The sequence below is a fragment of the Curtobacterium sp. 9128 genome (genome assembly GCF_900086645.1).
Lineage (GTDB): Bacteria > Actinomycetota > Actinomycetes > Actinomycetales > Microbacteriaceae > Curtobacterium.
In genome coordinates, this window is the sequence record NZ_LT576451.1 from 956,209 (window position 1) to 983,098 (window position 26,890).

The window sequence follows — 26,890 nt, forward strand, 5'->3', positions numbered from 1 at the left end:
CGAGGCGTGACCCGGTCGCCCTACGAGCTGAGCACCACGCCCGACGTCGTCGAACGGCTGCACCCCCGTCTCCGGACGTACTTCGGGGCGATCCCACCGGGGCACGTCGGCCGCGGCGACGGCGTCTTCGACGTCGTCGGGACACCGCGCCGGTGGCTCTGGCCGGTCCTCGCGCTGTTCGCGCGCGACGCGGTGATGTTCCCGGTCTGGGAACGGCAGGTCCCCTTCACCGTCGAGAACCAGCCGGCGCGCGTCGGTCGGGGCAGCAGCCTGGAGGCTCGTGTCGCGGTCCGCGCGCACCGCACCTTCCACCTCCGCTCCGGAGACCGCACGATGGTGGACGCCATCACCGCTGAACCGGACGGCCTGGTCGACCACCTCGGTCGCCACGGGCGCGTCAGCGCCCGTCTGCGCGTGGAGGTCGACGCCGACGGGCCGGACGCGGGTGCCCTGCGCCTGGTCTCCACTCGTGTGGCGTTCCGTGCGCTCGGACGCGGGTGGAGCCTCCCGGCCCTGATCGCACCGCGTGTGACGCTCACGGAACGATTCGATGACGAAGCCGACCTTCAGCGCGTGTCCCTGGTGCTGACGGCACCGATCGTCGGCACGCTGTACCGGTACGAGGGGGCGTTCCGGTACGTGATCGCGCCGGACGAGGAGACGGGGACGAGATGAACGACGACAGCGCCGACGCGCGCAGGGGTCGCGCGGTGATCGCGGGGGCGAGCGGCTTCGTGGGCAGGTACCTGCAGGACGCCTTCCGCGAGGAGGGCTACGACGTCGTCACGATCGGCCGGACGGGCGATGCCGTGTGGGGCAACACCCTTCGTATCCGCGAGCTCGTGGACGGTGCCGCGATCGTCGTGAACATGGCCGGCAAGACCGTCAACTGCCGCTACGGACGCCGGAACCGCGCCGAGATCATCCGTTCCCGGGTGGACACCACGCTCGAACTCGCCGAGGCGATCCGCACGTCGGAGCACCCGCCGCCGCTGTGGTTGAACGCCTCGACCGCGACGATCTACCGGCACGCCGACGACCGGCCGCAGGACGAGGCGACGGGGGAGCTCGGCGAGGGCTTCTCGGTCGGGGTCGCCCGCGCGTGGGAGGACGCCTTCTTCGGGACGGACCTGCCCGGTACCCGCCGTGTGGCGCTCCGGATGGCGATCGTCCTCGGTGACGGCAGCGCCCTGGTCCCGCTGATCCGGCTCGCGCAGGCCGGGCTCGGCGGCCCGCAGTACGACGGTGCCTGGTTCCCGACGCCGGCGCGCCTGGCCGCGGGCACCTACCACCACGACCGGCACACCCGGGGCCGGCAGCGGTTCAGCTGGGTGCACATCGCGGACGTCCTCGGCTCCGTCCGGTTCATCCGCGACCACGACGCGATCGACGGCGTCGTGAACGTCACGAGCCCGAACCCGTCGGACAACCGCACGGTGATGGCGACGATCCGGGACGCGGTCGGGCGACGGTTCGGCCTGCCGACCCGGCGGTGGACGCTCGAGATCGGGTCCTTCGCGATCCGGACCGAGACCGAGCTCGTGCTGAAGAGCCGGTGGGTCGTCCCGACACGTCTGGTCGAGGCGGGCTACGAGTTCCGGTACCCGCTGCTGCGCGGCGCCCTCGCGAACATCATCGCCGAGCGTCGACAGCACCGGGGCTGAGCACCGGCAACGCCACCGGAACCGCGGCCCGCGGCGGCCTGGACGCCCACAGCACCCCGCCGACGACGACCGCGCCCGCCAGCACCTCGACCAGGTCGGGCACCTCGCCGAAGGCCGCCCACGATGCGAGCACCCCGACGACGGGGACGAGCATCGAGAACGGTGCGACGGTACTCGACGGGTACGTCGCCAGCAGCCGCGACCAGATCCCGTACCCGACGAGCGTCGCCACGAGCACGATGTACAGCAGTCCGAGGTCTGCGGGCAGCGCTGCCGGCGTGAAGGCCGTGCCGAGCGCGCGACCGATGCGCGCCGGCCCCTCGACCGTCAGCGACAGCACGGCCATCGGGATCGGCGGCACGACCGACCACCAGAGCGTCAGGTGCAGCGGGTTCGCGGCCCCCGCACGACGGGTCGCGACGTTGCCGATCGCCCACCCCATCGCACCGCACAGCGCGAGCACGACGGGCAGCAGCGCCGCCGTCTGCGACCGGTGCACGGCGATGGCGGCGAGCGCGCACACGGCGATCGTCACGCCGGCGACCTGCCGACCGCTGAGCCGTTCGCGGAGGAACACCCCGGCGAGCACGACCGTGAACGGCGCAGAGGCCTGCAGCACGAGCGACGCGAGCCCCGACGGCATGCCCGACGCCATGCTGAGGTACAGGAAGGCGAACTGCAGGACCCCGAGCCCGAACCCGACCAGCAGCAGCCGCGCGAACGGGATCCGCGGCCGCGGGACGAACAACAGCGTCGGGATCGCGAGCAGCGTGAACCGCAGGGCGGCGAGCAGGAACGGCGGGAAGTGCTCCAGGGCGAGCGCCGTCGCGGGGAAGTTCAGTCCCCAGACGACGGCGACGACGAGGGCGAGGAGACGGTCACGAACGAGCACACCACGATGGTGGCGCGGAGAACGCGGTAGCACCAGCGAACGTTTCTGCACCGACGTTGTAGGGTCACTGCATGTTCGACGTCACGCTGTTGCCGGTGCTCCGCGAGCTCGCCGAACGCGGCTCCGTGACCGCGGTCGCAACGGCCACCCACCGCACGCCGAGCGCGGTCTCGCAGCAGCTCCAGACGCTGCAGCGCCAGGTCGGCGTTCCGCTCGTCGAACGGGTCGGCCGCGGCGTCCGGCTCACCGAGCACGGCCGGGTGCTCGCCGGCCTCGCGAACGGCGTCGCCACTGCGATCGCGACCGTCGACGCGGCCTGGCAGGAACACCTCGGCGGCGGATCGGGGACCGTCGACCTGGCGATCTTCCCGTCAGCGGCCGAGCTGTTGCTGCCGGGTCTCCTGACCCGGATGCGCGCCCACCCCGGCATCCGACTGACCCTGTCCGACGTGGACGTCAGCGAGGGGGAGTTCGCCCCGCTCACCGCCGACCACGACGTCGTCGTCGGGCACCGGCCCGACGGTGCCGCTCCCGCCGGCCGGGCAGCGCTCGAGACCGTTCCGCTGCTCCGGGAACCGCTCGACGTCGCGTTGCCGCCCGGACACCGACTGGCGGGCCACGACCGCGTGCACATCGACGAGGTCCTCGACGAGACCTGGATCGGCGTCCCCGAGGACTACCCGATCGACCGGGTGCTCACCGCGATGGCGGCGGCCACGGACACCCCTCCGGAGGTCGCGTTCCGCACGATCCACCTGCCCGTGATCGAGAACCTCGTGGCAGCGGGACACGGTGTCGCGCTCGTCCCGCGCTACACCTCCGGCACGCGTGCGCCGGGGCGCTTCCACCTGGCGGAGCTGGCGGACGTCCGCGCCGGCCGCCGGATCGAGGCGCTGGTCCGGCAGGACCGTGCGGTCCGTCCCGTGGTCCGCACCGTCCTGGAGGCACTGGTCGCGACCGCCCTGGACGTCACCACCTGAGCTGGTGCGGTCCCCACCGGACCCGCCCGAGCCTCCCGTCAGCCAGATCGCACCACGAGGCGGACTCGCGCGTCGGGGGGGGGGGGGGGGGCGAATCGCGCGTAGGGGGTCGAATCGCGCGTGGGCGGTCGGTTCTTCCGACCACCCACGCGCGATCCGACATCCCATCGCGAACGTTGTGGGACGGACCGTCAGCGGACCTGGAAGGGCGTGCCGAGCGGCAGGAGCTTCGCCAGCGCGGTGATGTCGGCGTTGTGCATGCGGACGCACCCGTGCGAGGCACCCGACCCGATGCTCGACGAGTCGTTGGTGCCGTGCAGCCCGATCTGACCGGGGCCGCCACCGAACGAGTTGAGGACGTCCGAGAACGCCGTCGTGCCGTACGCGTACGGGCCGTACCCGTCGTTCGTCGGCGCGAGGAGCTCCGTGAGCGCGAACCGCCCGGTGGGGGTCGGTGTGCCGCCGGTGCCGGTCGCGACCGGGTAGCTGTGCAGGACCGAGCCGTCCTTGTACAGGTCGAGCGTGTTCGTCGACTCGGTGACGACGATCGCGTACGGCGTGCTGGACAGCGTCACGGCGCTCGTCGGCACCCAGCCCGTGCTGCCGTTCGGGCGCTGCGCGAGCTGCACCTGCGCCCAGCCGTCCCGCTGGTCCACCACCCGGAGGACGAGCGGAGCACCGGACTTCTGGGGGTTGGACAGGCGTTCCGTCACGGCGCCGTCCGGCTCGGCGCTCACCGGGACCGAGTCACCCGTGGCCGCGGCGACCGTGGTCGTCGCAGGGGCGTCGATCGCGTCCTGTGGGGCCGGTGAACCGGAGGCGCGCGGAGTGGGCGTCGCGCTGGGCGCCGCCGCGACCGCGCTGTGGGACGGCGCCGGGGTCCCGGTGGACATCGTGCTGGTCACGACGATGGCGACGGCACCCGCGCACACGACGGCCACGGCGGCGGCGACCAGGGTCGCGCGCCGCCGTGGCTCGGTCGGGATGAACCGCAAGGTCAGCCGGTGAAGGTCGCCCGACCCGAGACCGGGGTCGCGACGGGTGCCACGGCCGGGTCGGCGGTCACGGTGATCGCGACCGAGGCGGTCTGCGCCGAGGAGGTCCCGACGAACACCAGCGTCCAGGCACCGGCGGTCGCGCCGGCCGGCAGGACGACGGTGCCGGTGATGTTGCCGTCGGCGTCCGCGGTCAGCGTTCCGGGCAGCTCGGTGCCGGACTGGCCCTGGGCGAGGGCGACACCGACGGTCTCGCCCGGTGCGAAGCCGGACCCCGTCACGGGGAAGCCGGTGCTGGTGGCCTGGCTGACGGTCAGCGACAGCGAGGTGCTCGACACCGCTGCGGTGGGCTGCGGGGTGAAGTACGTCGTGCTGTCGTCGATCACCAGGTCGGCGATGCCGGAGTCGGCGGGGACGGCGGCGCGCGCGGCGAACGTGCTCGCGGCCGATGCCTGCGGCAGGAGCTTCTCGACACCCTGTTCCGGTGCGGCCGAGCGGGCGGCCGGGGTGCTGGTCGGAGCCGTGGTCTCGCTCGGAGCGGGCGTCTCGGTCGGTGCCGGCGTCTCGGTCGGTGCGGGCGTCTCGGTCGGGGCCGGCGTGGGCTCGTCGGTCGCGGGCGGCGTCGCGGTCGCGCCGTTCAGGACGACGGCGTACCCGAAGACGACGTCACCATCGGCCTGCAGCTGGGTCGCGAGCTCGTCGGTCGACTCCCCGCCGGCCCAGACGGTGTCGGCGCCCTGCAGGCCACCCGTCGTGTAGACGGTCTCCTCGACGAGGGTCGGTGAGCTCGCCTTCGCGACGAGGAGGCCGACCTCGGTGTCGCCACCGGCGTTCGCGGCCGCATCGTCGATGAGTCCGGCGAGTGCGTTCGGGGCGACCGTGGACTGCAGCGGGTGCAGCAGCAGCACCGCGGAGCCGTCCTTCGCCGTGACGCCGTCGGCGCCGAACGAAGCAACCTGGTCCAGGGAGGTCGCGTAGTCGCTCCCGTCCTGCTGGATGCCCAACCAGGACCAGCCGGCCGGGATCGCCGGCGTCGAGGAGTCGGTGTCGATGGCGGTGAAGTCGGCGGCGCTGTCGGCCCACGTGACCACGGAGGTGGCCGGCGCGACGGAGTCGTCCGCTGCGTTGGAGACGGTGGGGACGAGTGCGGCGGTGACGCCGAGCACGGTGACGCCGACGGCGGCCGCGGCGATTCGGGAGCGAAGCACGGTGTGGAGTTCCATCCGGTCGTGAGGGACGCAGGGTGCATCTCCTGCGACGCCCCCCGGCCTGAGTTGTACTCAGCTCGTCGAACCTAGCAGGAACCTGGGGATCGGTGGGAATCCCTGTCGGAAAACGCAGCACACCCGGCAGGACGGCCTGCCGGGTGTGCGTTCGACGTGCGGGTGTGCGGGCGCTCAGACCTCGAGGTGGTCGACGAGCTCGTCCGCGAGACCCGTGTAGGTCGCCGGGGTGAGGTTCGTCAGCCGGGCCTTCGCGCCGTCCGAGATGTCGAGTCCGTTCACGAACGCGATCAGGTCCTGCTGGCCGATGCGCTTGCCGCGGGTCAGTTCCTTCAGCATCGCGTAGGGGTCCTCGATGTCGGACTGCCCTGCGGTGACCTCGGCGCGGATGACCGTCTGGATCGCCTCCCCGAGCACCTCCCAGTTGCCGTCGAGGTCCTCGGCCAGGCGCTGCTCGTTCACGGCGATCTCGCCGAGCCCGCGACGGAGGTTGTCGAGCGCGAGCAGCGAGTGCCCGACCGCGACACCGACGTTGCGCTGCGTGGTGGAGTCCGTGAGGTCGCGCTGCAGGCGGCTCGTGACGAGGGTCTCGGACAGGGTCGAGAAGAGCGCCGACGAGATCTCGAGGTTCGCCTCCGCGTTCTCGAAGCGGATCGGGTTGATCTTGTGCGGCATCGTCGACGAGCCCGTGGCGCCGGCGACGGGGATCTGCGTGAAGTACCCCATCGAGATGTAGGTCCACACGTCGGTCGCCAGGTTGTGCAGGATCCGGTTCGCGTGGCGGATCCGGTCGTAGAGCTCCGCCTGCCAGTCGTGCGACTCGATCTGCGTGGTCAGCGGGTTCCACGTCAGGCCGAGGCCCTCGACGAACTCGCGGCTGAGCGCGGGCCAGTCGGCCTCGGGATCCGCGGCGAGGTGTGCCGAGAACGTGCCGGTCGCGCCGGAGAACTTGCCGAGGTACTCGCCGCCCTCGATCTGGGCGAGGACGCGCTCCAGGCGGTACACGACCACTGCGAGCTCCTTGCCGAGCGTCGTCGGGGTCGCGGGCTGCCCGTGCGTGTGGGACAGCATCGGGACGGCGCGGAGCTCCGTGGCGATCTCGGTCAGACGGGCGACGACGGCCTTGAACGCGGGCAGCCAGACCTGTTCGACGGCGTCCTTGATCGTCAGCGCGTAGGAGAGGTTGTTGATGTCCTCGCTCGTGCAGGCGAAGTGCGTCAGCTCGGCGATGGCGTCGAGGCCGAGGTCGGAGAGCCGACGGCGCACGAAGTACTCGACCGCCTTGACGTCGTGCCGGGTCGTCGCCTCGATCTCCGCGAGCTCGGCGATCTGCGCCTGGCCGAAGTCGGTGACGACGGCGCGGAGGGCGGCCTTGTCGTCGACGGACAGCGGCGACGTGGTGAACATCGCGTGGTCGGTGAGGAACACGAGCCACTCCACCTCGACGGTGATGCGGGCACGGTTCAGGCCGGCCTCGGAGAGGTGCTCGCCCACCGTGTGCACGACCGGGTAGTACCGCCCGTCGAGGGGGCTGATCGGCTGCGGGGGAAGGGGGGTCATGGTGCTCCCTGGCGGACGGCCGGTTCGATCTGGTGGAAGAGTGCTCGGCAGGCCCGTTCGACCGTGCTGAGGACCCGGTCGAACTCGTGCCGGTCCGCGTAATACGGATCCGGAACGTCGGCCTGCTCGGGCCAGGCGTCGTCGTACCGCAGCAACAGCGTCACCTTCGCGGCGTCGTCCATCGTGGGTGCCCACGAGCGCAGGATGCGTTCGTGGGAGCGGTCGAGTGCGACCACCAGGTCGAGTTCCGGGAACCGGTCCGGGTCGAACTGACGGGCGCGATGCCTGCTGCCATCGTATCCGCGCGCCGCGAGTGCTGCGATCGTGCGCTCGTCGGCGGGTTCACCCACGTGCCAGTCACCCGTGCCGGCCGACTCGACCTGGAACTGCTCGGTCAGACCGGCGTCCTCGACGATCTTCGCGAAGACGATCTCGGCCATCGGCGACCGGCAGATGTTCCCGCTGCAGACGAACGAGACGCGGAAGGACGGTCCGGTCACGCGCGCTGACGGTTGAGGACCGGGCGGACGAAGAGCCCGATGAGCCACGCGAAGACGGCGAGCACGAGGGCGCCGACGACACCCCAGCCGAACGAGTCGACCTGCAGGCCGAAGCCGATCGCGGACGAGATCCCGGCGACGATGAGCAGCAGGATGGCGTTCACGACGAGGGAGATGAGCCCGAGGGTGAGGATGTAGATCGGGAACGCCACGATCCGGATGAGCGTGCCGATCACCGCGTTGACGAGTCCGAAGACGAACGCGACGAGCAGGTAGGTGAGGACGGTCGCGATCGCGCCGCCGTCCCCGAAGGCGATGACGGAGACACCGCTGACGATGAGCGTGGTGAGCCACAGCGCGACGGCGTTGATGACGAGGCGGACGAGGAATCGCATGCACCCATGATGCCCGGGACCGGCCGGTTACGCTTGCAAGGTGACTGTGCACATCCGCCCCGAGATCGCATCGCTGCCCGCCTACAAGCAGGGCCGACAGGCCGCGGCGGACGCCTTCAAGCTCTCCAGCAACGAGAACCCGTTCCCGCCGCTGCCCGGCGTGATCGAGGCCGTGCAGGCGCAGACGGCGTACAACCGCTACCCGGACGCCTCGGCGCTCGCGCTGCGGGCCGAGCTCGCGAACCGTTTCGGGACCACCGTCGACGAGGTCCACATCGCCCCTGGGAGCGTCGCGATCCTGCACGAGCTCGCCAAGGCCACGTCCGGCCCCGGTGACGAGATCGTCTACGCCTGGCGCTCCTTCGAGGCGTACCCGGGCGTCGTCACGGTCGCCGGTGCCACGAGCGTGCAGGTCCCGAACCGCGCAGACGGCGGGCACGACCTCGACGCCATGGCTGCCGCGGTGACCGATCGCACCCGCATGGTGATCGTCTGCACGCCCAACAACCCGACCGGGCCGATCGTGACCGCGGCCGAGTTCCAGGCGTTCATGGGCGCAGTTCCGGAGTCCGTGCTGGTCGTCCTGGACGAGGCCTACGCCGAGTTCGTCACCGACCCCGACGCCGTGCACGGTGTCCCGCTGCTGGAGCGCCACCCGAACCTCGTCGTGCTCCGCACCTTCTCGAAGGCGTACGGCCTCGCCGGCCTCCGCGTCGGGTACGCGCTCGGACCGGCATACGTCCTCGACGCCGTCCGCGCGTGTGCCATCCCGCTCAGCGTGACGGCGCAGGGCCAGGCGGCAGCGCTCGCCAGCCTGGAGCGCGAGGACGAGCTCCTGGCGCGCGTCGCCGAGCTGGCCGAGCGCCGGGACACCATCGTCACGGAGCTGCGTGCCCAGGGCTGGGACGTCCCGGACGCCCAGGGCAACTTCGTGTGGCTCGCGACGCGGGAGCGCACGGCGGTCGCCGCCGAGCGGTTCGAGCAGGCCGGGATCATCGTCCGGGCGTTCGCCGACGAAGGGGTCCGCATCTCGATCGGCGAGCACGAGGCTGTCGGGAAGCTCCTCGAAACGGCCCGTTCGCTTGTCGGGGGACTCACAAGGGTGGCCGAAGCCCGGCCGCTACGCTGACCCGCATGTCCTTCCACGCCGCGGCTCCCGCGACGACCACCATCCGGCTCCTCGACTCAGAGGGCCGGTTCGTGGAGACCGACGAGAACGCCGAGTACGCCGCCGCCGCGCGGGCCATCCCGGACGAGACCCTGCTGGCGATGCACCGTCGCATGGTCATCACCCGTCGGTTCGACCACGCCGCCCACAACCTCCAGCGCACGGGCCAGCTCGGCCTGTGGGTGCCGAGCCACGGACAGGAAGCGGCGCAGGTCGGCTCGGTGTTCGCGCTCCGCCCGCAGGACCACGTGTTCCCGTCGTACCGCGAGCACGCCGTCACGATGACCCGTGGTGTCGAGCCGATGGAGATCATCAGTCTGTACCGCGGGCTGACCCACGGCGGCTGGGACCCGGACGAGCGCGGCAACACCCACATCTCGACGCTCGTGATCGGGTCGCAGACCCTGCACGCGACCGGCTACGCGATGGGCATGCGGCTCGACGGCGACGTCGGCACGGGCGACCCGGACCGCGACGCCTGCTCGATCGTGTACTTCGGCGACGGCGCCACCAGCCAGGGTGACGTGAACGAGGCGTACGTCTTCGCCGCGTCCTACAAGGCACCGGTCGTCTTCTTTCTGCAGAACAACCACTGGGCGATCTCGGTCCCGGTGTCGGTGCAGTCGCCGACACCGCTGGTCGACCGGCCCCGCGGCTTCGGCATCCCCGCGATCAAGGTGGACGGCAACGACATCCTGGCGTCCTACACGGCGAGCGTCGTCGCGACCGACCACGCCAGGAGCGGACAGGGCCCGGCGTTCGTCGAGGCCGAGACGTACCGCATCGGTGCGCACACCAGCTCCGACGACCCGACCCGCTACCGCGGCGACGACGAGCTCGCGAGCTGGGTCGAGCGGGACCCGATCGCTCGATCAGAGGGCTACCTCCGCAGCCGTGGCGTCACCGACGCCCAGCTCGCCGAGTTCGACGCAGAGGGCGAAGCCGTCGCGGCTGACATCCGCACGCGCACGCCGCAGCTCGTCGCGCCGCCGATGCAGGTGATGTTCGACCACGTCTACCGCGAGCCCCACCCCAGGATCGACGAGCAGCGCGGGTGGCTCGAAGCGTACGAAGCCGACCAGGACGGAGCATCGCACGCATGAGCACCACCGAGCAGCTCTTCGACTACACGCTGCGCTCGCACCCGGGCGCCGGCGAGGTCCCGACCGACCCGACCCCGACGCTCCCGATGGCCAAGGCGCTCAACGCCGGACTGGCCGCCGCGATGCAGGCGGACGACAAGGTCCTGCTGATGGGCGAGGACATCGGCCGCCTCGGCGGTGTCTTCCGCATCACCGAGGGCCTGCAGGAACGCTTCGGCGACACCCGCGTGATGGACACCCCGCTCGCGGAGTCCGGCATCATCGGCACCGCGATCGGCCTGGCGCTCCGCGGCTACCGGCCCGTCATCGAGATCCAGTTCGACGGGTTCGTCTGGCCCGGCTTCGACCAGATCACGTCGCAGCTCGCGAAGATGGCGAACCGTCTCCCCGAGCACATGTCGCTGCCGATCGTCATCCGCATCCCCTACGGCGGGCACATCGGCGCGGTGGAGCACCACCAGGAGTCCCCGGAGACGTACTTCGCGCACACCCCCGGCCTGCGCGTGGTGAGCCCGAGCACCCCGAACGACGCCTACTGGATGATCCAGGAGGCGATCGCGTCGAAGGACCCCGTGATCTTCATGGAGCCCAAGTCGCGGTACTGGCCGAAGGGGCAGGTCGACCTGGTCGACGGGCACGTGCCCATGCACACCACCCGCGTCGCCCGCACCGGCACCGAGGTCACGCTCGTGGGCCACGGCGCCATGGTCGCGACGCTCATGCAGGCCGCGGACATCGCCGAGGGCGAAGGGACGAGCTGCGAGGTCGTCGACCTCCGCTCGATCTCGCCGATCGACTGGGAGCCGCTGCTGGCATCGGTCCGCAAGACCGGCCGGCTCGTCATCGCGCAGGAAGCCTCCGGCTTCGTGAGCGTGGGCAGCGAGATCGCCGCGACGGTCGCCGAGCGGACCTTCTACACGCTGCAGGCGCCACCGCTCCGGGTGTCCGGGTTCGACATCCCGTTCCCGGTCTCGAAGCTCGAACACCTGCACCTGCCGGACGCCGACCGCGTCCTCGAGGCCGTCGACCGCGCCCTCGCCTACTGACCCGGACCATCCCCGCACGACCGACCGACGAAGGAGCCGACGTGGCCGTCGCCGAATTCCCCCTCCCCGACGTGGGTGAAGGCCTGACCGAGGCCGAGATCGTGCAGTGGCGCGTGGCGATCGGCGACGACATCGCGGTGGACCAGGTCCTCGTCGAGATCGAGACCGCCAAGTCCCTCGTCGAGCTGCCGTCGCCCTTCGCGGGCAAGGTCACCGGGCTGCTCGTCAGCGAGGGCGACACGGTCGAGGTCGGCAAGCCGATCATCCGGGTCGAGTCCGACGCGCACGTCCCGTCGGCACAGCCGGGAGGCTCGGCTCCTGTTGCCGACGTCGCTCCGGTCTCGCCCGACGTGACGCCCGCCATCCCGACGCCTCCGGCGCCGCCTGCGGCCTCGACGCCCGCAGCACCGGCTCCGGCACCCGCCGTGCCCGTTCCCGCCCCGGCACGCGCTGCCGAGGCACCCGCGTCCCCGATCCAGGCCGCCGACGGCGCCTCGGTCATCGGCACCGACGAGTCCTCCGGCGCCGTCCTCGTCGGCTACGGCTCCGCGACCAGCGCACCGTCCCGCCGGAAGCCGGGCGCCCGCCGGGCCGCAGCCGTCGCTGCGGAGGCGAGCCGTGCCTCCAGTCGGGAAGCCGACCTCGACCTGGTCACCGACGACGGCGAGGCGAGCACCGCCGATGCCGTGGCCGAGCAGGGCAAGCGTCCAGCGCGCCCGTCGTCCGTGCCCGCTTCCCACGCGCTGCCGGTGATCGCGAAGCCGCCGATCCGGAAGCTCGCGAAGGACCTCGGGGTCGACCTGACCACCGTCGTCGCGACCGGGCTCGCCGGCGAGGTGACCCGTGACGACGTGATCCGTCACGCGACGCAGGCCACCGTCTTCCGCAACATCGAGACGCCCGAGTGGGGCGACGTCCGCCAGGAGACCATCCCGGTCAAGGGCGTCCGCAAGGCGATCGCGACCGCGATGACCACGTCGGCCTTCACGGCGCCGCACGTCTCCCTGTTCGTCGACGTCGACGCGACCCGCACCATGGAGTTCGTCAAGCGGCTGAAGTCCTCGCCGACGTTCGCCGGGGTCAAGGTGTCGCCGCTGCTCATCATGGCGAAGGCCGTGATCTGGGCCGTGCGCCGCAACCGCTCGGTCAACTCGTCGTGGACCGACCGCGAGATCATCGTGCACCACTTCGTGAACCTCGGCATCGCGGCGGCGACCCCCCGCGGGCTCATCGTGCCGAACATCAAGGACGCGCAGGACATGTCGCTCCTCGAGCTCGCGAAGGCGCTCGAGCAGATGACGCTCACGGCGCGTGACGGCAAGACCAGCCCGGCCGAGATGGCCGACGGCACGATCACCGTGACGAACATCGGGGTGTTCGGCATGGACACCGGCACGCCGATCCTCAACCCGGGGCAGGTCGCCATCGTCGCGATGGGCACGATCAAGCCGAAGCCGTGGGTCGTCGACGGCGAGGTCCGCTCGCGCATGGTGACCACGATCGGTGCCTCGTTCGACCACCGCGTGGTGGACGGCGACGTCGCGTCGCGGTTCGTGCACGACGTGGCCTCGGTGCTCGAGGAGCCGGCGCTCCTGCTCGACTGAGCTGTTGTTGGCGTGGTGTTCACGCGGATGTCGGTGGTCGGGGCGATGATCGACACATGGTCCACCAGCTCCTGAGCGCCCCGCAGGAGATCCGAACGGATCGCCTCGTCCTGACCCCCGTGACACCGGCGGACATCGACGCCGTGCACGCGATCTACTCCGATGCCCGGACCTGGACCCACCTGCCTTCTGGTCGACACGTGTCGCGCGAGCAGACGCAGGACCTCGTCCAGCGGAAGATCGGCGGCCGGGTCCGGCACGGGCTCGGGTCGTGGACGATCCGGCACGACGGCGTGGTGATCGGGGTGGGCGGCGTGGACATGACCGCCGGCGGGGTGTGGAACCTCGGGTACCGCCTCGCACCGAGCGCGTGGGGGAACGGCTACGCGACCGAGATCGCCCAGGCGGCCGTCAGGGCTGCGCTCGAGACGGCCCCGGGAACGCCGATCACTGGACGGGTGCTGACGAACAACCCCGCCTCGGCGACGGTGCTCGCCCGCGCCGGGCTGTCACTCGTCTGGCAGGGCACCACCGCCGCGCCGACGCCGAGCGGTGTCGAGCGGCAGGTCTGGGCCGATCGTGCGCTGACCGACGCCCAGTACGACTGGCTCGTCGCGAACGCCTGACGGCCCGCGTCAGCGTCGCCCGGGGAATCGCTCGTCGGTCCAGTGATCGAGTGCGCAGAAGTGGGCCGATGCCGGGCGGACTGGACCCGTTGTCTGCGCAGTCGATCGTTCCGGCGCCGGCGCCGGCGCTCGGGGCCCGGCCCGCGTCAGCGTCGTCCTGGGCCGAGCGTGACGATGAACGCGCCGGCGACGGTGGCGAGCACGAGCAGCACGCTGCCGAGGGCCCACTCCGCCGAGCAGCAGGTCAGCACGACGACCGCGACGAACACCGCGACCCCCAACACGGCCACGCGCATCGCCGTGATCGCCGAGCGGTCGTTCATCCGTGCACCACGCCGGGAGCGGTGAGCAGGACGTCCGCCTCGTGCGGGAGCTCGTTCGACACGGACCACTGCACGGTGTTCCAGTCGTGGCCGCTGCCCGGTGCCGATGCCACCGTCGTGCGGATCCCGGCCGCCCGCGCCGCCGACCCGAGGTGCTGGGCGGACCGGACGAACTCGCCGTCCGTGGACCCTGCGGTCAGCCACACCGACGTGTCCGGGTACGGCCGGTTCGCGGCCATCAGCGCCCCCGGTGCGGCGGCTCGCCAGCGGCTCAGGGAACCGCCGAACGCCTCGTCCGCGCTGTTCTGCGGTGAGCGGTCGATCGGCTGCGGTTCGCTGGAGATCGCGAGCGCCGCGCTGAACTGGTCGGGGTGCCCGGCGAGGAACTGCATGGCACAGGTCGCCCCCTGCGAGAACCCGACGAGCCCCCACCCGCGGCGGTCGGTCGTGACGCGGAGGTGCGACGTGATCCAGTCGGGGACGTCCCGCGTGATGTAGGTCGCGGCGTTCCCGATGGTCGAGTCCACGCACATCGTGTTGTGCCCGGGGACGGCGAGCTGGTCGGCCGACACGACGATCGGCGCGATCCCGTGGTGGGCGGCTGCGTAGGCGTCCAGTGTGGTCGCGAGGCCGCCGACGGTGAACATGTCACTCGGTGAGCCCGGCTGGCCGGACAGGGACACGATGACGGGCAGTGGCGGCGGGTCGGCCGTGCGGGCCGCCGGCGGCAGGTACACGACTGCGGGGCGGGCGGGGAAGCCGGACTCCCGGCCGGGGAGCCGCACGGTGCCGACCAGGCCGGTGGCGGGCATCGTCGCGGGCGGAGCCCAAGCGCCAGCCGCACCGGCCGCGCCGGCACCGGCGGACCCGGCCGCGCCGGCGCCGGCCGCCGCCCCGACAGCGCCGGTCTCGGCACCCAGGTCGAGCGCCGGGAACGGATCGGTCTGGACGAGCGCGTTCAGCGTCGGGTACGCGGCGTAGTCGACGTTCACGCCGAGCGCGGGCACGAGGAGTGCGAGGGGGACGAGCACCACCGCGAGGACGCGTCGGACCCGTCCGCCCTGCACGAGACCGACGGCGGCCAGCCCGAGCCCGGCGAACGCGAACGCCACCCACATCCGCGTCACGTCGGTCAACCGCACGTCGAAGGCGTTGAGCAGGTCGCCGACCACCCAGCAGGCGAGGAGCCCGACGAGCCCACCGCCGACGGCGCCGAGCGCACGGATCCCGGTCCGGCGCCAGGCAGCGCGGTCTGGCCACCGGCTCCGGGGGCCTCCGTCGCGCCCGGTCGACCGGAACGCCGGCAACGTCACGAGCAGGACGAGCACGACGAACACGACGTCGGCCGGCACGAGCTTCGTGAGTACCTGCAGCCGCGTGCCCATCACCCAGTGGAACGGGTCCGTCACGAGCGTGCTCCGGCCGCCGCGCGGTGTGCTCGGCCGAGTTCGAGCAGGTGCCGCGGGCGGAACCCGGGGACGTACGCACTCGCGAGCGCCCGTGCCACCCGCGGGACGTGCAGGGGCGTGAGGACGACCAGCCACAGGGGCTCGTGCGCTGCGCCGAACTTCTCCTTGAAGCGCTGGAGCGAGCGGAACCCGTAGACCGGCTCGAGGACCCGCGAGACGAGCAGCGAACCCCGGTCGAGCACCCCGCGCGCCGTCGGGTCGTGCGCGGCGAGCGGCGTACCGGAGAGGCTCAGCATGGTCAGCCCGGCCTCACGGGAGCGCAGGGCGGTCCTGGCGATCAGGAACTCGATCACGCCGGGCATCCCGGACTCCCCGCGACGCATCACGTCGAGCGTGTAGCCGATGAGCGTCCCGTGCGCGTACACCGGCAGCCAGCTCGTCACCGCGACGACCCGCTCCTCGGCGTCGACGGCGAGCGCGAGACGGACGTCCGGGTCATCGAGCTCCCGGAACCCGCCGAGCGTGAACCCCATCTCCGGCAGACGACGATCGGCAGCCCAACGGGTGCAGATCGCCTCGACCTGTGCGCGCTGCTCGGCGCCGAGCGCTTCGAGGCGCGTCCACTCGTCACGCACACCCTCGCGATCGGCGCGGTTCGACGCGGTGCGCAGGTCCTGGCGGCGCTTCCCGCGCAGGTCGAACGTGGTGACGTCGAGCACGGCTTCGACGCCGACGGGCAGCGCGGTCCAACCCTCGGCGGCCAGGACCTCCCGCACCGGTGCGTGCACGCTCGTGAACGCCGGCGTCCAGCCGTTCTGGTCGCAGTGCACGACGAACCCCGCGATCACCGCGGCACGGTCGTCGGCACAGCACACCGGGTCGGAGACGGTGAGTGCGACGTCCCCGCGGACCCGGTAGGCCACGGCGCCGAGCCCCTCGGGGTGCGACCAGACGGCGTTGCCCCGCCAGGTCCCCATGTGCCCGAGGGTCCCGGCGTCGCCGTCGCGGAGCATCGCCACGAGGTCGGTCGTGCTGGTCGCCGCACGGAACCGTCCCCGGACCAGGCGGTCGCGGAGCAGCAGGACGGCGAGGAGCACCCCGGCCGGGACGACCCACGCACCGATGAGCGTGATCTGCCACTCGATCTCGTCGAGCCCGAGGCCCTGCCACTGCAGCGCGTCGGCGGTCATCGGTTCGATGACGAACGCGTCCGCCAGCACGGCGGTGACGACCACGAGCACGGTCACCGCCACGACGACACCGGCCCGCCGGCCGTGCGACACGAGCCAGGCCGCGAGCAGCAGGAGCGCACCGACCAGCACGACGGCCCGGTCGGTCATCGCGTCGGCGAACGGCGAGAGGACGCCGTCCGGATCGGGGACGACGAGCGTCACGAGCGATCCGGAGCCGAGGGCCGCGAGCGCGGCCGTGACGACGGGGCGGACCGACAGCGGGTCACGACGGGCCGGACGGGAGGCTCGGCCCAGCACGAGCGCGCCGCTCGCCACCCCGAGCAGCGCGGCCAGGGCACGGGCCACGTCCGACCCGTGGCCCGCGAAGAGCAGCAGGGTGACGGTCACCGTCCAGAGGACGGTGCGGACGCGCCAGCGGCGCTGCGTGGGCAGCGCAGCGGAGGACGCGGCGAAGAGCGCCACCGCGACGGTGCTCGGCGCCATGAGCTGCTGCCCGTGGGCGACCTCGGCGTGGGCTTCACCGAGGGCGGCGCCGACCGTGACCGCGACACGGGTGAGGAGGATCGCGACGGTCGGGACCACGAGTCCCACGACGATCGTCCGGACCGATCCGATCGCGCGCTCGGACACCGCCGTCGCGACGAGCAGGGCGAGCAACGCGACGCACGCGACGGGCGGGTGGTGCGGGAAGTCCGGCTCGGACCCGTTCAGCCGTGCGGCGGCGACGAGCGCGACGGTCACGGCCGTGACGACGACGGTCACCGGGTACTGACGGAGCCGAGCGACGAAGGGAGTGATGCGCACCCTTGCATCACAGCGGATCGGCGCGCAGGGGACATCGACCCGCGGGCTGAACCGCGCTGGCCGGTCGGCCATCCCGGGCTGGCCGTCGGATCAGGCGGCCGGGGCGGGGGGCAGGTGCTCGACGGGCAGCCGGAGGTGCAGTGCGAACCCGCCGTCGTCGGTCGGACCGCTCTCGAGCGAGCCCCCGAGCAACGACGCACGCTCGCCGAGCCCGATCAGTCCGAGGCCGGATCCGGGGAGCTCGAGCCGTGCGCCCCGTGCCGGCCCGTTGGACACGCGGACGTCCACGTCACCGTCCTCGACGAGCCCGGTGATGTGGACGGCGGCGTCGGGGGCGTGCTTCCGGACGTTGGTCAGGGCCTCCTGCACGAAGCGGTACACGGCGCGCTGGACCGGCTGCCCGAGGGTCTCCGGCAGGACGACGTCCGTGCGGGTGTCCAGTCCGGAGTCGTCGATGAGTCGCTGCAGGTCGGCGAGCACCGGCTGCGGAGCGATCTCGCGGTCCGTGCCACCCGATGCGCGCAGGACCTGGACCATCTCGCGCAGTTCCTGCAGGGTCACGACGCACAGCTGCCGGATCGTCCGTGCGAACCCGCGCTCGGCCTCGTCCCTGCCCGCCATCTGCATCCCGCCCGCCTGGACCGCGATGAGCGTGACCTGGTGCGAGACGACGTCGTGCATCTCCCGCGCGAGCAGCGCACGTTCCCGCGACAGCGCCACGGCTGCCGCCTGCCGGCGTTCGTCCGCCCGGGCGGCGTCGCGTTCCACCAGGCGCTCGGTGAGGCTGGCGCGGGTCTGCACCAGGAGCCCGATCGAGATCGGGCCGAGCGCGAAGATGAGCGCGTAGATGATGGACACGACGATGTCGTCCAGCGTCTGCGGCGGGCCGACGAACCCGCTGAAGCCGACGAACTCGACGACCGCGGCGAGGAGCATCACCCACCGCCGCTGGGTGCGCGCGCCGATCGTGAACAGCGCCACCGCTGAGGCGACCACCGCCGAGCCGATGAAGAGCCCGGGAAGGGTCAGCGCGAACGCGGTGACGGGGAGCCGGCGCCGGAGGAGCAGCGCTGCGGCGGCCACCAGGGACATCGCGGTCTCGAACTGCGTCGCCCCCGAGATGTCGAGCACGGCGTCCGCGACGGCGGCGGCGACGAAGAACGCGTCGACCAGCCACCACGGTGCCCGGTGCGTGCGCACCCAGCGCAGGCCGGCGTCGACTGCCGTGTCGAGCCTCCCGTCGGTCGCCTTGGCGAGCCGCCGGATCCGCCGTGCGCTCACGTGAGCAGGCCAGCGGCTGCGGCGCGGAGCGCGAGCTGGACGCGGCTCGTGACGCCGAAGGCGGCGAGGAGGCCGCGGACGTCCTCCTTGACGGTGCCGGTGCTCACGCCCAGGTGGGCGGCGATCTCCGGGTTGCTCGCGCCGTCGGCGAGGAGCCGGAGCACCTCGTGCCCACGATCGGAGAGCGGCGGCGAGGCGACCGGTTCGGACGTCTGCGCGAAGAGCCGGGTCCGGTCGAGCCCCGGGGCGAGCACCACGCCACCGGCGGCGAGCACGCGGACGTACTGCGCGAGGTGCTCGGGGTCGGTGTCCTTGAGCAGGAAGCCCGCTGCGCCGAGCTCCATCGCGCGGCCCAGGTGCTCCGCGGCGTCGAAGGTCGTGAGCATCGCGACCGCAGGGGGGTCCGGCATCGCCGTGATCCCGGCGAGCAGGTCGAGGCCGCTGATCCGGGGCATCCGGACGTCGAGCAGGACGACGTCGGGGTGGTGCTCGGCGACGATCGACAAGGCGTCGGTGTCGTTGCCGCTCGCCACGACCTCGATGTCGTCGGCGGCCCCGAGGATGAGCCCGAAGCCGTAGCGGACGAGCCCCTCGTCGTCGATGATCACCACGGATGTCACGGCGACATCCTGGCAGCTTCCGATGGAGCGTCCCAGAGGGCCCCCTCGGGGATCGGTGAGAATCCGTCCACATGTCGCGTTCTGTCATGCACATCGACTGGGCGGTCGCGACTCGCTAGTGTGATGAAAACTGGTCATGTCCGCCCATGACCAGCTGCCGAACCACCGCGATGGAGCACGAGGAGCCGATGACGACCCGCATCACCGAAGGAGCCGAGCCCAAGCACCAGCAGCTCCGGCGCATCCTCCTCGAACTCGCGACGGTGCGACTGGCTCCCGGTGCGGCGATCCCGTCCGAACGCCAGCTCATCGCGGAGTACGGCGTCTCCCGGATCACCGTGCGCGAGGCCCTCGGGCAGCTCGTCAACGAGGGCTACCTGGAACGGGTCCGCGGCAAGGGCACCTTCGTGGCACACCGGCCCGTGCAGTCGACGCTGCACCTGGCGTCGTTCACCGAGGAGATGCGGGCGATGGGGCACGTACCGACGACGGTCGTGCTGGTCCGCGAAGAACGTGTGCCGCCGGCCGACACCGCCGCTGCGCTCCGTCTGGGTGAGACCGACACGGCGTACCACGTGAAGCGCCTGCGCATGGCGGACGGGGCGCCGGTGTCCATCGACGACGCCTGGCTCTCCGCGGGGGCGTTCCCCGGGCTGCTCGAGCACGACCTGTCCGGGTCGGTGTACTCGATCGTCGCGAACGAGTACGGCCTGCCGATCGACCGCGCGCAGCAGACGGTCGCGGCGAAGCCGGCAGCGGACGACGTCGCCACGCTGCTCGGCACGAAGACCGGCGCGCCCGTGCTCGAGTTCGACCGGGTGTCGTACTCGCGGGACCGCCCGGTCGAGCACGCGATGAGCTGGTACCGGTCGGACCGCTACCGCGTGCAGATGGAGGTCACCGCGACGCAGTCCGTCGTGTAGCGCGGCGCTGCCCGCTGCCCGCTGCCCGCTGCCCGCGCTCGCTGCCCGCGTTCGCCCGGACCGCGAAAGCGACAGTCTGCCGCGGAACATCGGCGGCAGACTGTCGCTTTCGCGAAGGGGTCGTGCGGGCTCGGCGGCGAACTGTCGCTTTGGCGAAGGGGTCCCGGCGGGGGTCAGGCCTCGAAGAGGGTGTCGCCCGCGGTGACCGTGGTGCCGACGGCGCCCTGCGCGATCGAGTCCGGCGCGGAGCCGAGCACGACGACGGGGCACACGGGGGAGTAGCCGGCCGCGGTGATCGTCGCCGGAGTGAAGCGGACGACGGGGTCCCCGGCGGCGACGGTGTCACCCTCGGCCGCGACGAGCTCGAAGCCCTCGCCCGACATCTTCACGGTGTCGATGCCGACGTGCACGAGCACGTCCGTCCCCGCAGTGCCCTGCAGCGCGAAGGCGTGCGGGTGCAGCTTCACGATGGTGCCGTCGACGGGTGCGACCGCGGTGACCGTGCCCTCGACACCGGTCGGGTCCACCGCGACACCGGCACCGACGAGCTGCCCGGCGAACACCGGGTCCGGCACGTCGGCGAGTGCGACGACCGGCCCGGCGAACGGCGTCAGGACTGCGGTCACAGCTCGTCCTGGATGTCCTGCGCGAGGTTGTCGGCGATCGGACCGACGATGACCTGCCAGCCGGTGCCACCACCGACGACGGCCTGGGCGCCGGCGGCCTGGAGCGCGCCCTTGTCGACGAGGTCACCGTCCTCGACCTCGACGCGGAGGCGCGTGATGCAGCCCTCGACCTCTTCGATGTTGTCGGCACCGCCGAGCGCGGCGATGATCTCGGCAGCCTTGATGTCGGCCATCTGTTTCCTCCTCGTTAAGGGTGCGCGTCCAGGTTGACATGCCGTGCGCGGTCATCGACACTACGTACTGGTCATGACCGGACAGGACCGGGCCTGGCGATACCGCCGAGGTTACCTGCGCCGGCTGCGCGACTCAACTCACCCCGACCAGCTCCACCCAATGACGAGAGGAACTCCGATGAGCACGACTGCTGCCACGGATGTGCCGGAGAAGAAGACGCCGAAGAAGCAGAGCAAGCTCTTCGCCAACGCCCAGCGGCTCGGCCGGAGTCTGCTGCTCCCCATCGCGGTCATGCCCGCCGCGGGCATCCTGCTCCGACTCGGCCAGTCCGACATGCTCGGTGCCATCCCCGGCTTCGAGAAGGGCGCCACGATCATCGCGGCCGCCGGCAACGGTGTGTTCACCTGGCTGCCGCTGCTCTTCGCGGTCGGCATCGCGATCGGCTGGGCGAAGAAGTCCGACGGCACCACGGCGCTCGCCGCGGTCGTCGGCTACATGGTCATGTACCAGGTCTTCGCGGCGATGTCGCCGATCGTGCTCGCCGGGGTGAAGGACGCCAACGGCGCTCAGGCGACGATCAACTTCGGCGTCCTCGGCGGCATCGTGATGGGTCTCGTCTCCGCGTGGCTCTGGCAGAAGTTCCACCGCACGAAGATGCCCGACTTCCTCGGGTTCTTCTCCGGTCGTCGCCTCGTGCCGATCCTGACCGCGGTCGCCGGTCTGATCATCGCCGTGCTCATGTCCTTCGTGTACCGCTACTTCGACATCGCGCTGACCGCAGCCGGCCAGGCCGTCGCGGACAACGCCGTCATCGGTGGTGGCATCTTCGGGTTCGTCAACCGCATGCTCATCCCGATCGGCCTGCACCAGCTGCTCAACTTCTTCCCGTGGTTCCAGCTCGGCAGCTTCACGACCGGTGGCGTGACCTACCACGGTGACATCGCGCGCTTCCTCGCGGGCGACCCGACCGCCGGCATCTTCCAGACCGGCTTCTTCCCGATCATGATGTTCGCGCTGCCGGCCGGTGCGCTCGCGATCTGGCGCAACGCCAAGCCGCAGAACCGCAAGCTCGTCGGCGGCATCATGCTCTCCGCCGCGCTGACCTCGTTCGTGACGGGCATCACCGAGCCGCTCGAGTACTCGTTCATGTTCGTGGCGTTCCCGCTGTACATCATCCACGCGGTGCTCACGGGTACGTCGCTGGCGCTCGTGAACGCGCTCGGGATCCACGACGGGTTCTCGTTCTCGGCCGGTGCGATCGACTACGTGCTCAACTTCGGCAAGGCGGACGGGGCGATCTGGCTCATCCCGATCGGCCTCGGCTACGCGGTGATCTACTACTTCCTCTTCGGCTGGGTGATCAGGAAGTGGAACCTCCGGACCCCCGGCCGCGAGGAGGACACGATCGCCGAGAACACGATCGAGGCGGCCACCAAGGCGTAGGACGCGACCACCGGTCGGACAGGAGGCACGGTGCCAGCTGGCACCGTGCCTCCTGTCCGTCTCCAGCACGTTCCTTCCCATCGCGACCGGAGTGGAAAGCGGAATCGCGCGTGGGTGGCCGGAACTTCAAGCCTGCTACGCGCGAAACGACCTCCCACGCGCGAATCGACCCCCCGACGCGGAGACCGCAACGGTGATACCGGTTTTGACAATCGTTATCAACAACGGCTAGCGTGGACGACATGCACAACCGCCTCCTCGCCCTGCCGCTCGTCGCCGGCGCCGCCGCGCTCGCCCTGACCGGCTGCGCGACCTCCTCCGCGTCCACGAACGACAGCGGTGACGACACGATCAAGGTCGTCGCCTCCACGAACGTCTACGGCTCCCTCGTCGAGACCATCGGGGGTGACCACGTCGACGTCACGAGCATCCTGAACGACCCCTCGCAGGACCCGCACTCGTTCGAGTCCAGCGCCAAGACGCAGCTCGCGGTGTCGAAGGCCGACCTCCTCATCGAGAACGGCGGCGGGTACGACGACTTCATGACGACGCTGTCGGACTCCTCGAAGACCAAGGCCGACACGATCAACGTCGTGAAGCTCTCCGGCCTCGACAAGGGCGGCGACGCGGAGTTCAACGAGCACGTGTTCTACAGCTACCCGACGATGGTCAAGTTCGTCGCCGACGTGTCGAAGCGGCTCGGCACGCTCGACAGCGCGGACAAGGCGACCTTCGAGAAGAACGCCGAGGCGCTCACGTCGAAGCTCGAGGACCTCGAGTCGCAGACCGCCGACCTCAAGAAGCAGTACGACGGCGAGAAGGTGACGTACACCGAGCCGGTCCCCGGGTACCTGTTCGACGCGATCGGCCTCGACAACGTCACGCCGGACGACTTCTCCGAGGCGATCGAGGAGGGCGACGACGTCCCGCCGGCAGCGCTCAACGACACGCTGAAGCTCTACTCGAGCCACACCGCGAAGCTGCTCGCGTACAACGAGCAGACCTCGAGCCCGGAGACCGAACAGGTCAAGAAGGCCGCAGAGGACAACGGTGTGCCCGTGGTCGGTGTCACGGAGACGCTCCCGAAGGGGAAGAATTACGTCTCGTGGCAGCAGGCGAACATCGACGCGGTGCAGGCGGCGCTGGCGAAGTGACAGCAGTCCAGCCCCGACAGGACCGGTCCCAGCCCCGACAGGACCCGCGAACCGCCACTGCCGAGCGCAGTGGCGGTTCCGCCGTGCTCGCGCTCCGCGACGCCGGCCTGTCCTACGGCACCCGCAAGCTCTGGGACGGCCTCGACCTCGACGTCGCGCCGGGGGAGTTCCTCGCGGTCCTCGGCCCGAACGGTGCCGGCAAGACGAGCCTGCTGAAGACCGTGCTCGGGCAGCAGCGGCTGACCAGTGGCACGATGTCGTTCCTCGGCCAGCCCGTCCGCCGCGGGCACCGGAAGATCGGCTACATCCCGCAGCAGCGGCTGATGGATTCCGGTACACCGCTCCGCGCCCGGGACATGATCGCGCAGGGCGTCACCGGGTCCCGCTGGGGCATCCGGCCGGAGCGGAAGGCCGAGCGGGAACGGATCGACCGGATCATCGACGAGGTCGGCGCCACCGCGTTCGCGGACGCACCCGTCGCCGAACTGTCCGGCGGCGAGCAGCAGCGCACCCGGGTGGGGCAGGCCATCGCCGCCGACCCCGCACTGCTCCTCTGCGACGAACCCCTCATCTCCCTCGACCTGCGCCACCAGCGCGGTGTCACCGAACTCATCGATCGGCAGCGCCGCCAGCGGGGCGCCGCGGTGCTGTTCGTCACGCACGACGTGAACCCGATCCTCGACGTGGTCGACCGGGTGCTCTACATCGCCGGCGGTCGGTTCCGCATCGGATCGCCGGACGAGGTGCTCCGCGCCGACGTGCTGAGCGACCTGTACGGCACCCCCGTCGACGTCGTCCGGACGATGGGGCGCATCGTGATCGTCGGCGCGAACGACGCCCACGACCACCACTGCGACCCGGACCCGCACGCTGCGGCGCCGGACGAAGGGCGGATCTGATGGACGTCTGGTCGACGATCTTCTCGTTCCAGGACTACGGCGAGCTCCTCGCGCTCGTGCAGAACTCGATCATCGCGGGTGCGGTGCTCGGCGTCGTCGGCGGACTCATCGGCCCGTTCGTGGTCGCGCGGAACATGCCGTTCGCGGTGCACGGCATCAGCGAGCTCTCGTTCGCCGGCGCCAGTGCGTCCCTGCTGCTCGGGGTGAACGTCGTGACGGGCTCGCTCGTCGGGTCGGTCATCGCGGCGCTCCTCATCGGGCTGCTCGGCTCCCGGGCGCGCGACCGCAACTCGATCATCGCCGTGCTGATGCCGTTCGGGCTCGGCCTCGGGATCCTCTGCCTGGCGCTCTACAAGGGCCGTGCCGCCAACAAGTTCGGGCTGCTCACCGGGCAGATCGTCTCGGTGGACCAGCCCCAGCTGCAGTCGCTCATCGTGATCAGCGCGATCGTCGTCATCGCCCTGCTGGTCATCTGGCGCCCGTTGATGTTCGCGTCCGTCGACCCGGACGTCGCAGCGGCCGCCGGTGTCCCCGTCCGCACCCTGGCGCTCGTCTTCATGCTGCTGCTCGGGCTCGCGACCGCGGTCTCCGTGCAGATCGTCGGCGCGTTGCTCGTGCTCTCGTTGCTCGTCACACCGGCTGCCGCGGCACTCCGGCTGACGGTGCACCCCGTCCTGGTCCCCGTGCTGAGCATGGTGTTCGCGGTCGTGTCGGTCGTCGGTGGCATCCTGCTGGCACTCGGCGGCGGTCTGCCGATCAGCCCGTACGTGACGTCGATCTCGTTCGCCATCTGGGTGGTGTGCCGGATCGTCGGTGCCCGGAAGGAACGACGTGGTCGCGACCGGGTCGCGGTCCGCGACGAACACGACACGACCGCGGCGCCGTCGCGTCGCACGGAAGGAGTGAACGCGTGAACGCCGTCCAGAAGCCCAAGCGCAACACCTGGCAGCGCGAAGCCGTCCGCGGCGCGCTCGACTCCACCGAGGGGTTCGTCAGCGCACAGGCGCTGCACGCGCACCTCCGCGAAGGCGGCTCGACGATCGGCCTGGCCACGGTCTACCGGGCCCTCGCGGACCTCGCGACCGAGGGGGACGCCGACTCGCTCCAGCAGGACGGCGAGTCGTTGTACCGGGCGTGCACGACGGACAAGCACCACCACCACCTGATCTGCCGGAACTGCGGTCGGACGGTCGAGATCCAGGCCGACCCGGTCGAGCAGTGGGCGAAGCAGGTCGCCGCTGAGCACGGCTTCACGAACGCCAGTCACGTGGTCGACATCTTCGGCGAATGCGCAGCGTGCACGGCAGCACGCGGCAACGCGTCCGCGTAGCGTCCACGCCATGCACGTGATCCTGGTGCCGGGCTTCTGGCTCGAAGCGGACGCGTGGGACGAGGTGCTGCCCGTCCTCCGCGAGGCCGGTCACTCCGTCGAGGCCCTCACCCGCGACGGGGACACGCTCGACGAGCAGGTGGCGGCGATCGTCGAGCGACTCGACGACGTCGCGACCGCGGACGAACCGGTCGCGCTCGCCGGGCACTCCGGCGCCGGGCCGATCGCGTACATGGCCGCAGACCAACGTCCGTCGCTCGTCGGGCACCTGCTCTACGTCGACACCTTCCCCGGTCCGTCCGGCGGCTGCGTCAACGACGAGCTGCCGGTCGTGGACGGCGTCGTGCCGCTGCCGCCGTGGGACTTCTGGGAGCCGGCGACCCTGCGGGGGATGACGCCGGAACTCCGCGCCGCCTTCGAGCACCGTGCGATCCCGGAGCCCGCTCGACTGCCCGTCGACCGGTTCCACTACGACGACGCCGCACGGCACACGATCCCGGCGACGGTCGTCACGTGTGAGATCCGACCCGAGGAGCTCGCCGCCATGGTCGCCGACCACCAGGCGTGGGCGGCCGAGCTCGTCGCGACCGAGGAACTCACCATCGTCGGTCTCGACACCGGCCACTGGCCGATGTTCACGGCGCCGAGGCGGCTCGGCGAGTTGCTGGTCCACGCGTTGGCACCGAAACCCACGGACGGTCCGTAGCCGAACGGGAGGCCGTGCCTCCGTCCGCGACGCAGGCGCGGCCCGTGGACGTGACCACCTGCAGGGCCGCGGTCGCGTTGCGGGGCCGGCCCGGGCCTCCAGACCGGCGGCCGACTTGCGACACGCCCGGCCGTCCCGTAATGTGGATGGCTGGTCCGCGCCTGCGCGGGCCCAGTTGTTCAGCCCTCC

29 protein-coding genes are annotated in these 26,890 nt (G+C 71.4%); 16 read left to right on the forward strand and 13 right to left on the reverse strand.

The window, feature by feature from the left end:
* The first annotated feature begins 6 nt into the window (after positions 1 to 6).
* Positions 7 to 675, forward strand: a complete 669-nt coding sequence (locus QK288_RS04845) for a DUF4166 domain-containing protein (RefSeq protein ID WP_281266680.1) — start codon at positions 7 to 9, stop codon at positions 673 to 675.
* A complete protein-coding gene (locus QK288_RS04850) occupies positions 672 to 1,664 on the forward strand; it encodes a DUF1731 domain-containing protein (RefSeq protein ID WP_281266681.1) in 993 nt (330 codons plus the stop codon). Before QK288_RS04845 ends, QK288_RS04850 begins: the two co-directional genes overlap by 4 nt.
* Here the strand turns inward: QK288_RS04850 and QK288_RS04855 are convergent.
* A complete protein-coding gene (locus tag QK288_RS04855) occupies positions 1,633 to 2,556 on the reverse strand; it encodes an EamA family transporter (protein ID WP_281266682.1) in 924 nt (307 codons plus the stop codon). The two genes, QK288_RS04850 and QK288_RS04855, sit on opposite strands and share 32 nt — an antisense overlap.
* A gap of 71 nt (positions 2,557 to 2,627) precedes the next feature.
* Between QK288_RS04855 and QK288_RS04860 the strand changes: the two genes are divergently transcribed.
* The gene (locus QK288_RS04860) at positions 2,628 to 3,536 is read left to right on the forward strand and encodes a LysR family transcriptional regulator (RefSeq protein ID WP_281266683.1); all 909 of its coding nucleotides are present in this window, start codon (positions 2,628 to 2,630) and stop codon (positions 3,534 to 3,536) included.
* A gap of 191 nt (positions 3,537 to 3,727) precedes the next feature.
* Here the strand turns inward: QK288_RS04860 and QK288_RS04865 are convergent, their stop codons facing one another.
* A complete protein-coding gene (locus tag QK288_RS04865; RefSeq protein ID WP_281266684.1) occupies positions 3,728 to 4,273 on the reverse strand; it encodes a L,D-transpeptidase family protein in 546 nt (181 codons plus the stop codon).
* 16 nt (positions 4,274 to 4,289) lie between these two features.
* Here QK288_RS04865 and QK288_RS04870 point away from each other — a divergent pair, with 16 nt between their 5' ends.
* On the forward strand, positions 4,290 to 4,544 hold the full coding sequence (locus tag QK288_RS04870; RefSeq protein ID WP_281266685.1) for a hypothetical protein: 255 nt from the start codon (positions 4,290 to 4,292) through the stop codon (positions 4,542 to 4,544).
* Here the strand turns inward: QK288_RS04870 and QK288_RS04875 are convergent.
* From QK288_RS04875 to QK288_RS04890, 4 genes are all read right to left on the reverse strand, one after another.
* Positions 4,534 to 5,739, reverse strand: a complete 1,206-nt coding sequence (locus QK288_RS04875) for a hypothetical protein (protein WP_281266686.1) — start codon at positions 5,737 to 5,739, stop codon at positions 4,534 to 4,536. The two genes, QK288_RS04870 and QK288_RS04875, sit on opposite strands and share 11 nt — an antisense overlap.
* 189 nt (positions 5,740 to 5,928) lie before the next feature.
* Positions 5,929 to 7,314 carry an adenylosuccinate lyase gene (purB, locus tag QK288_RS04880; RefSeq protein ID WP_281266687.1) on the reverse strand — a complete coding sequence of 462 codons (1,386 nt, stop codon included), beginning with the start codon at positions 7,312 to 7,314 and terminating at the stop codon, positions 5,929 to 5,931.
* Positions 7,311 to 7,814, reverse strand: coding sequence for a low molecular weight protein-tyrosine-phosphatase (locus QK288_RS04885; protein WP_281266688.1), 504 nt, complete (start codon positions 7,812 to 7,814; stop codon positions 7,311 to 7,313). Before QK288_RS04885 ends, purB begins: the two co-directional genes overlap by 4 nt.
* Positions 7,811 to 8,209, reverse strand: a complete 399-nt coding sequence (locus QK288_RS04890; protein WP_281266689.1) for a phage holin family protein — start codon at positions 8,207 to 8,209, stop codon at positions 7,811 to 7,813. The genes QK288_RS04885 and QK288_RS04890 overlap by 4 nt, the downstream gene beginning before the upstream one ends.
* Positions 8,210 to 8,255: 46 nt before the next feature.
* Between QK288_RS04890 and QK288_RS04895 the strand changes: the two genes are divergently transcribed.
* The 5 genes from QK288_RS04895 (at position 8,256) to QK288_RS04915 (ending at position 13,756) form a co-directional block, all read left to right on the forward strand.
* Positions 8,256 to 9,338 (forward strand): histidinol-phosphate transaminase, encoded by a 1,083-nt coding sequence (locus QK288_RS04895; protein ID WP_281267658.1) that lies wholly within the window; start codon positions 8,256 to 8,258, stop codon positions 9,336 to 9,338.
* 5 nt (positions 9,339 to 9,343) lie between these two features.
* Positions 9,344 to 10,480 carry a thiamine pyrophosphate-dependent enzyme gene (locus QK288_RS04900; RefSeq protein ID WP_281266690.1) on the forward strand — a complete coding sequence of 379 codons (1,137 nt, stop codon included), beginning with the start codon at positions 9,344 to 9,346 and terminating at the stop codon, positions 10,478 to 10,480.
* 86 nt (positions 10,481 to 10,566) lie between these two features.
* Entirely contained in the window at positions 10,567 to 11,526 is a 960-nt protein-coding gene (locus QK288_RS04905; RefSeq protein ID WP_281267659.1) for an alpha-ketoacid dehydrogenase subunit beta, read from the forward strand.
* Positions 11,527 to 11,567: 41 nt separating this feature from the next.
* Complete coding sequence (locus QK288_RS04910; RefSeq protein WP_281266691.1) at positions 11,568 to 13,130, forward strand: dihydrolipoamide acetyltransferase family protein; 1,563 nt, start codon at positions 11,568 to 11,570, stop codon at positions 13,128 to 13,130.
* A gap of 56 nt (positions 13,131 to 13,186) precedes the next feature.
* Entirely contained in the window at positions 13,187 to 13,756 is a 570-nt protein-coding gene (locus QK288_RS04915) for a GNAT family N-acetyltransferase (protein ID WP_281266692.1), read from the forward strand.
* A gap of 146 nt (positions 13,757 to 13,902) precedes the next feature.
* Here the strand turns inward: QK288_RS04915 and QK288_RS04920 are convergent, their stop codons facing one another.
* The 5 genes from QK288_RS04920 to QK288_RS04940 form a co-directional block, all read right to left on the reverse strand.
* Complete coding sequence (locus tag QK288_RS04920; RefSeq protein ID WP_281266693.1) at positions 13,903 to 14,079, reverse strand: hypothetical protein; 177 nt, start codon at positions 14,077 to 14,079, stop codon at positions 13,903 to 13,905.
* Positions 14,076 to 15,488, reverse strand: coding sequence for an alpha/beta hydrolase-fold protein (locus tag QK288_RS04925; RefSeq protein WP_281266694.1), 1,413 nt, complete (start codon positions 15,486 to 15,488; stop codon positions 14,076 to 14,078). Before QK288_RS04925 ends, QK288_RS04920 begins: the two co-directional genes overlap by 4 nt.
* Positions 15,485 to 17,485, reverse strand: a complete 2,001-nt coding sequence (locus QK288_RS04930) for a DUF2156 domain-containing protein (RefSeq protein ID WP_281266695.1) — start codon at positions 17,483 to 17,485, stop codon at positions 15,485 to 15,487. Before QK288_RS04930 ends, QK288_RS04925 begins: the two co-directional genes overlap by 4 nt.
* A 90-nt stretch (positions 17,486 to 17,575) precedes the next feature.
* Positions 17,576 to 18,766, reverse strand: a complete 1,191-nt coding sequence (locus tag QK288_RS04935; RefSeq protein ID WP_281266696.1) for a histidine kinase — start codon at positions 18,764 to 18,766, stop codon at positions 17,576 to 17,578.
* Positions 18,763 to 19,386, reverse strand: coding sequence for a response regulator transcription factor (locus tag QK288_RS04940; RefSeq protein WP_281266697.1), 624 nt, complete (start codon positions 19,384 to 19,386; stop codon positions 18,763 to 18,765). Before QK288_RS04940 ends, QK288_RS04935 begins: the two co-directional genes overlap by 4 nt.
* Positions 19,387 to 19,532: 146 nt before the next feature.
* Between QK288_RS04940 and QK288_RS04945 the strand changes: the two genes are divergently transcribed.
* Positions 19,533 to 20,309 (forward strand): GntR family transcriptional regulator, encoded by a 777-nt coding sequence (locus tag QK288_RS04945; RefSeq protein WP_281266698.1) that lies wholly within the window; start codon positions 19,533 to 19,535, stop codon positions 20,307 to 20,309.
* Between the two features lie 173 nt (positions 20,310 to 20,482).
* Here QK288_RS04945 and QK288_RS04950 read toward each other — a convergent pair whose 3' ends face one another.
* Both QK288_RS04950 and QK288_RS04955 read right to left on the reverse strand, forming a co-directional pair.
* Positions 20,483 to 20,935: a glucose PTS transporter subunit IIA gene (locus QK288_RS04950; RefSeq protein ID WP_281266699.1), complete on the reverse strand. Its 453-nt coding sequence runs from the start codon at positions 20,933 to 20,935 to the stop codon at positions 20,483 to 20,485.
* Complete coding sequence (locus QK288_RS04955) at positions 20,932 to 21,168, reverse strand: PTS transporter subunit EIIB (protein WP_281266700.1); 237 nt, start codon at positions 21,166 to 21,168, stop codon at positions 20,932 to 20,934. The genes QK288_RS04950 and QK288_RS04955 overlap by 4 nt, the downstream gene beginning before the upstream one ends.
* A gap of 178 nt (positions 21,169 to 21,346) precedes the next feature.
* Between QK288_RS04955 and QK288_RS04960 the strand changes: the two genes are divergently transcribed.
* From QK288_RS04960 to QK288_RS04985, 6 genes are all read left to right on the forward strand, one after another.
* On the forward strand, positions 21,347 to 22,612 hold the full coding sequence (locus tag QK288_RS04960; RefSeq protein WP_281266701.1) for a PTS transporter subunit EIIC: 1,266 nt from the start codon (positions 21,347 to 21,349) through the stop codon (positions 22,610 to 22,612).
* Between the two features lie 242 nt (positions 22,613 to 22,854).
* Positions 22,855 to 23,766 carry a zinc ABC transporter substrate-binding protein gene (locus QK288_RS04965; protein WP_281266702.1) on the forward strand — a complete coding sequence of 304 codons (912 nt, stop codon included), beginning with the start codon at positions 22,855 to 22,857 and terminating at the stop codon, positions 23,764 to 23,766.
* Between the two features lie 83 nt (positions 23,767 to 23,849).
* A complete protein-coding gene (locus QK288_RS04970; RefSeq protein ID WP_281266703.1) occupies positions 23,850 to 24,665 on the forward strand; it encodes an ATP-binding cassette domain-containing protein in 816 nt (271 codons plus the stop codon).
* Positions 24,665 to 25,579 carry a metal ABC transporter permease gene (locus QK288_RS04975; protein ID WP_281266704.1) on the forward strand — a complete coding sequence of 305 codons (915 nt, stop codon included), beginning with the start codon at positions 24,665 to 24,667 and terminating at the stop codon, positions 25,577 to 25,579. The genes QK288_RS04970 and QK288_RS04975 overlap by 1 nt, the downstream gene beginning before the upstream one ends.
* Positions 25,576 to 25,995, forward strand: coding sequence for a transcriptional repressor (locus QK288_RS04980; protein WP_281266705.1), 420 nt, complete (start codon positions 25,576 to 25,578; stop codon positions 25,993 to 25,995). The genes QK288_RS04975 and QK288_RS04980 overlap by 4 nt, the downstream gene beginning before the upstream one ends.
* A 10-nt stretch (positions 25,996 to 26,005) precedes the next feature.
* Positions 26,006 to 26,701: an alpha/beta hydrolase gene (locus QK288_RS04985; RefSeq protein ID WP_281266706.1), complete on the forward strand. Its 696-nt coding sequence runs from the start codon at positions 26,006 to 26,008 to the stop codon at positions 26,699 to 26,701.
* Positions 26,702 to 26,890: the final 189 nt, after the last annotated feature.

Excerpts from the sequence above, each read along its gene's own strand:
- QK288_RS04955 (WP_281266700.1), bottom strand. The coding sequence starts at position 21,168 with ATGGCCGACATCAAGGCTGCCGAGATCATCGCCGCGCTCGGCGGTGCC.
- QK288_RS04960 (WP_281266701.1), top strand. The coding sequence starts at position 21,347 with ATGAGCACGACTGCTGCCACGGATGTGCCGGAGAAGAAGACGCCGAAG.
- QK288_RS04915 (WP_281266692.1), top strand. The coding sequence starts at position 13,187 with ATGGTCCACCAGCTCCTGAGCGCCCCGCAGGAGATCCGAACGGATCGC.
- QK288_RS04965 (WP_281266702.1), top strand. The coding sequence starts at position 22,855 with ATGCACAACCGCCTCCTCGCCCTGCCGCTCGTCGCCGGCGCCGCCGCG.
- QK288_RS04900 (WP_281266690.1), top strand. The coding sequence starts at position 9,344 with ATGTCCTTCCACGCCGCGGCTCCCGCGACGACCACCATCCGGCTCCTC.
- QK288_RS04850 (WP_281266681.1), top strand. The coding sequence starts at position 672 with ATGAACGACGACAGCGCCGACGCGCGCAGGGGTCGCGCGGTGATCGCG.
- QK288_RS04975 (WP_281266704.1), top strand. The coding sequence starts at position 24,665 with ATGGACGTCTGGTCGACGATCTTCTCGTTCCAGGACTACGGCGAGCTC.
- purB (WP_281266687.1), bottom strand. The coding sequence starts at position 7,314 with ATGACCCCCCTTCCCCCGCAGCCGATCAGCCCCCTCGACGGGCGGTAC.
- QK288_RS04945 (WP_281266698.1), top strand. The coding sequence starts at position 19,533 with ATGACCAGCTGCCGAACCACCGCGATGGAGCACGAGGAGCCGATGACG.
- QK288_RS04860 (WP_281266683.1), top strand. The coding sequence starts at position 2,628 with ATGTTCGACGTCACGCTGTTGCCGGTGCTCCGCGAGCTCGCCGAACGC.
- QK288_RS04985 (WP_281266706.1), top strand. The coding sequence starts at position 26,006 with ATGCACGTGATCCTGGTGCCGGGCTTCTGGCTCGAAGCGGACGCGTGG.
- QK288_RS04905 (WP_281267659.1), top strand. The coding sequence starts at position 10,567 with ATGGCCAAGGCGCTCAACGCCGGACTGGCCGCCGCGATGCAGGCGGAC.
- QK288_RS04920 (WP_281266693.1), bottom strand. The coding sequence starts at position 14,079 with ATGAACGACCGCTCGGCGATCACGGCGATGCGCGTGGCCGTGTTGGGG.
- QK288_RS04890 (WP_281266689.1), bottom strand. The coding sequence starts at position 8,209 with ATGCGATTCCTCGTCCGCCTCGTCATCAACGCCGTCGCGCTGTGGCTC.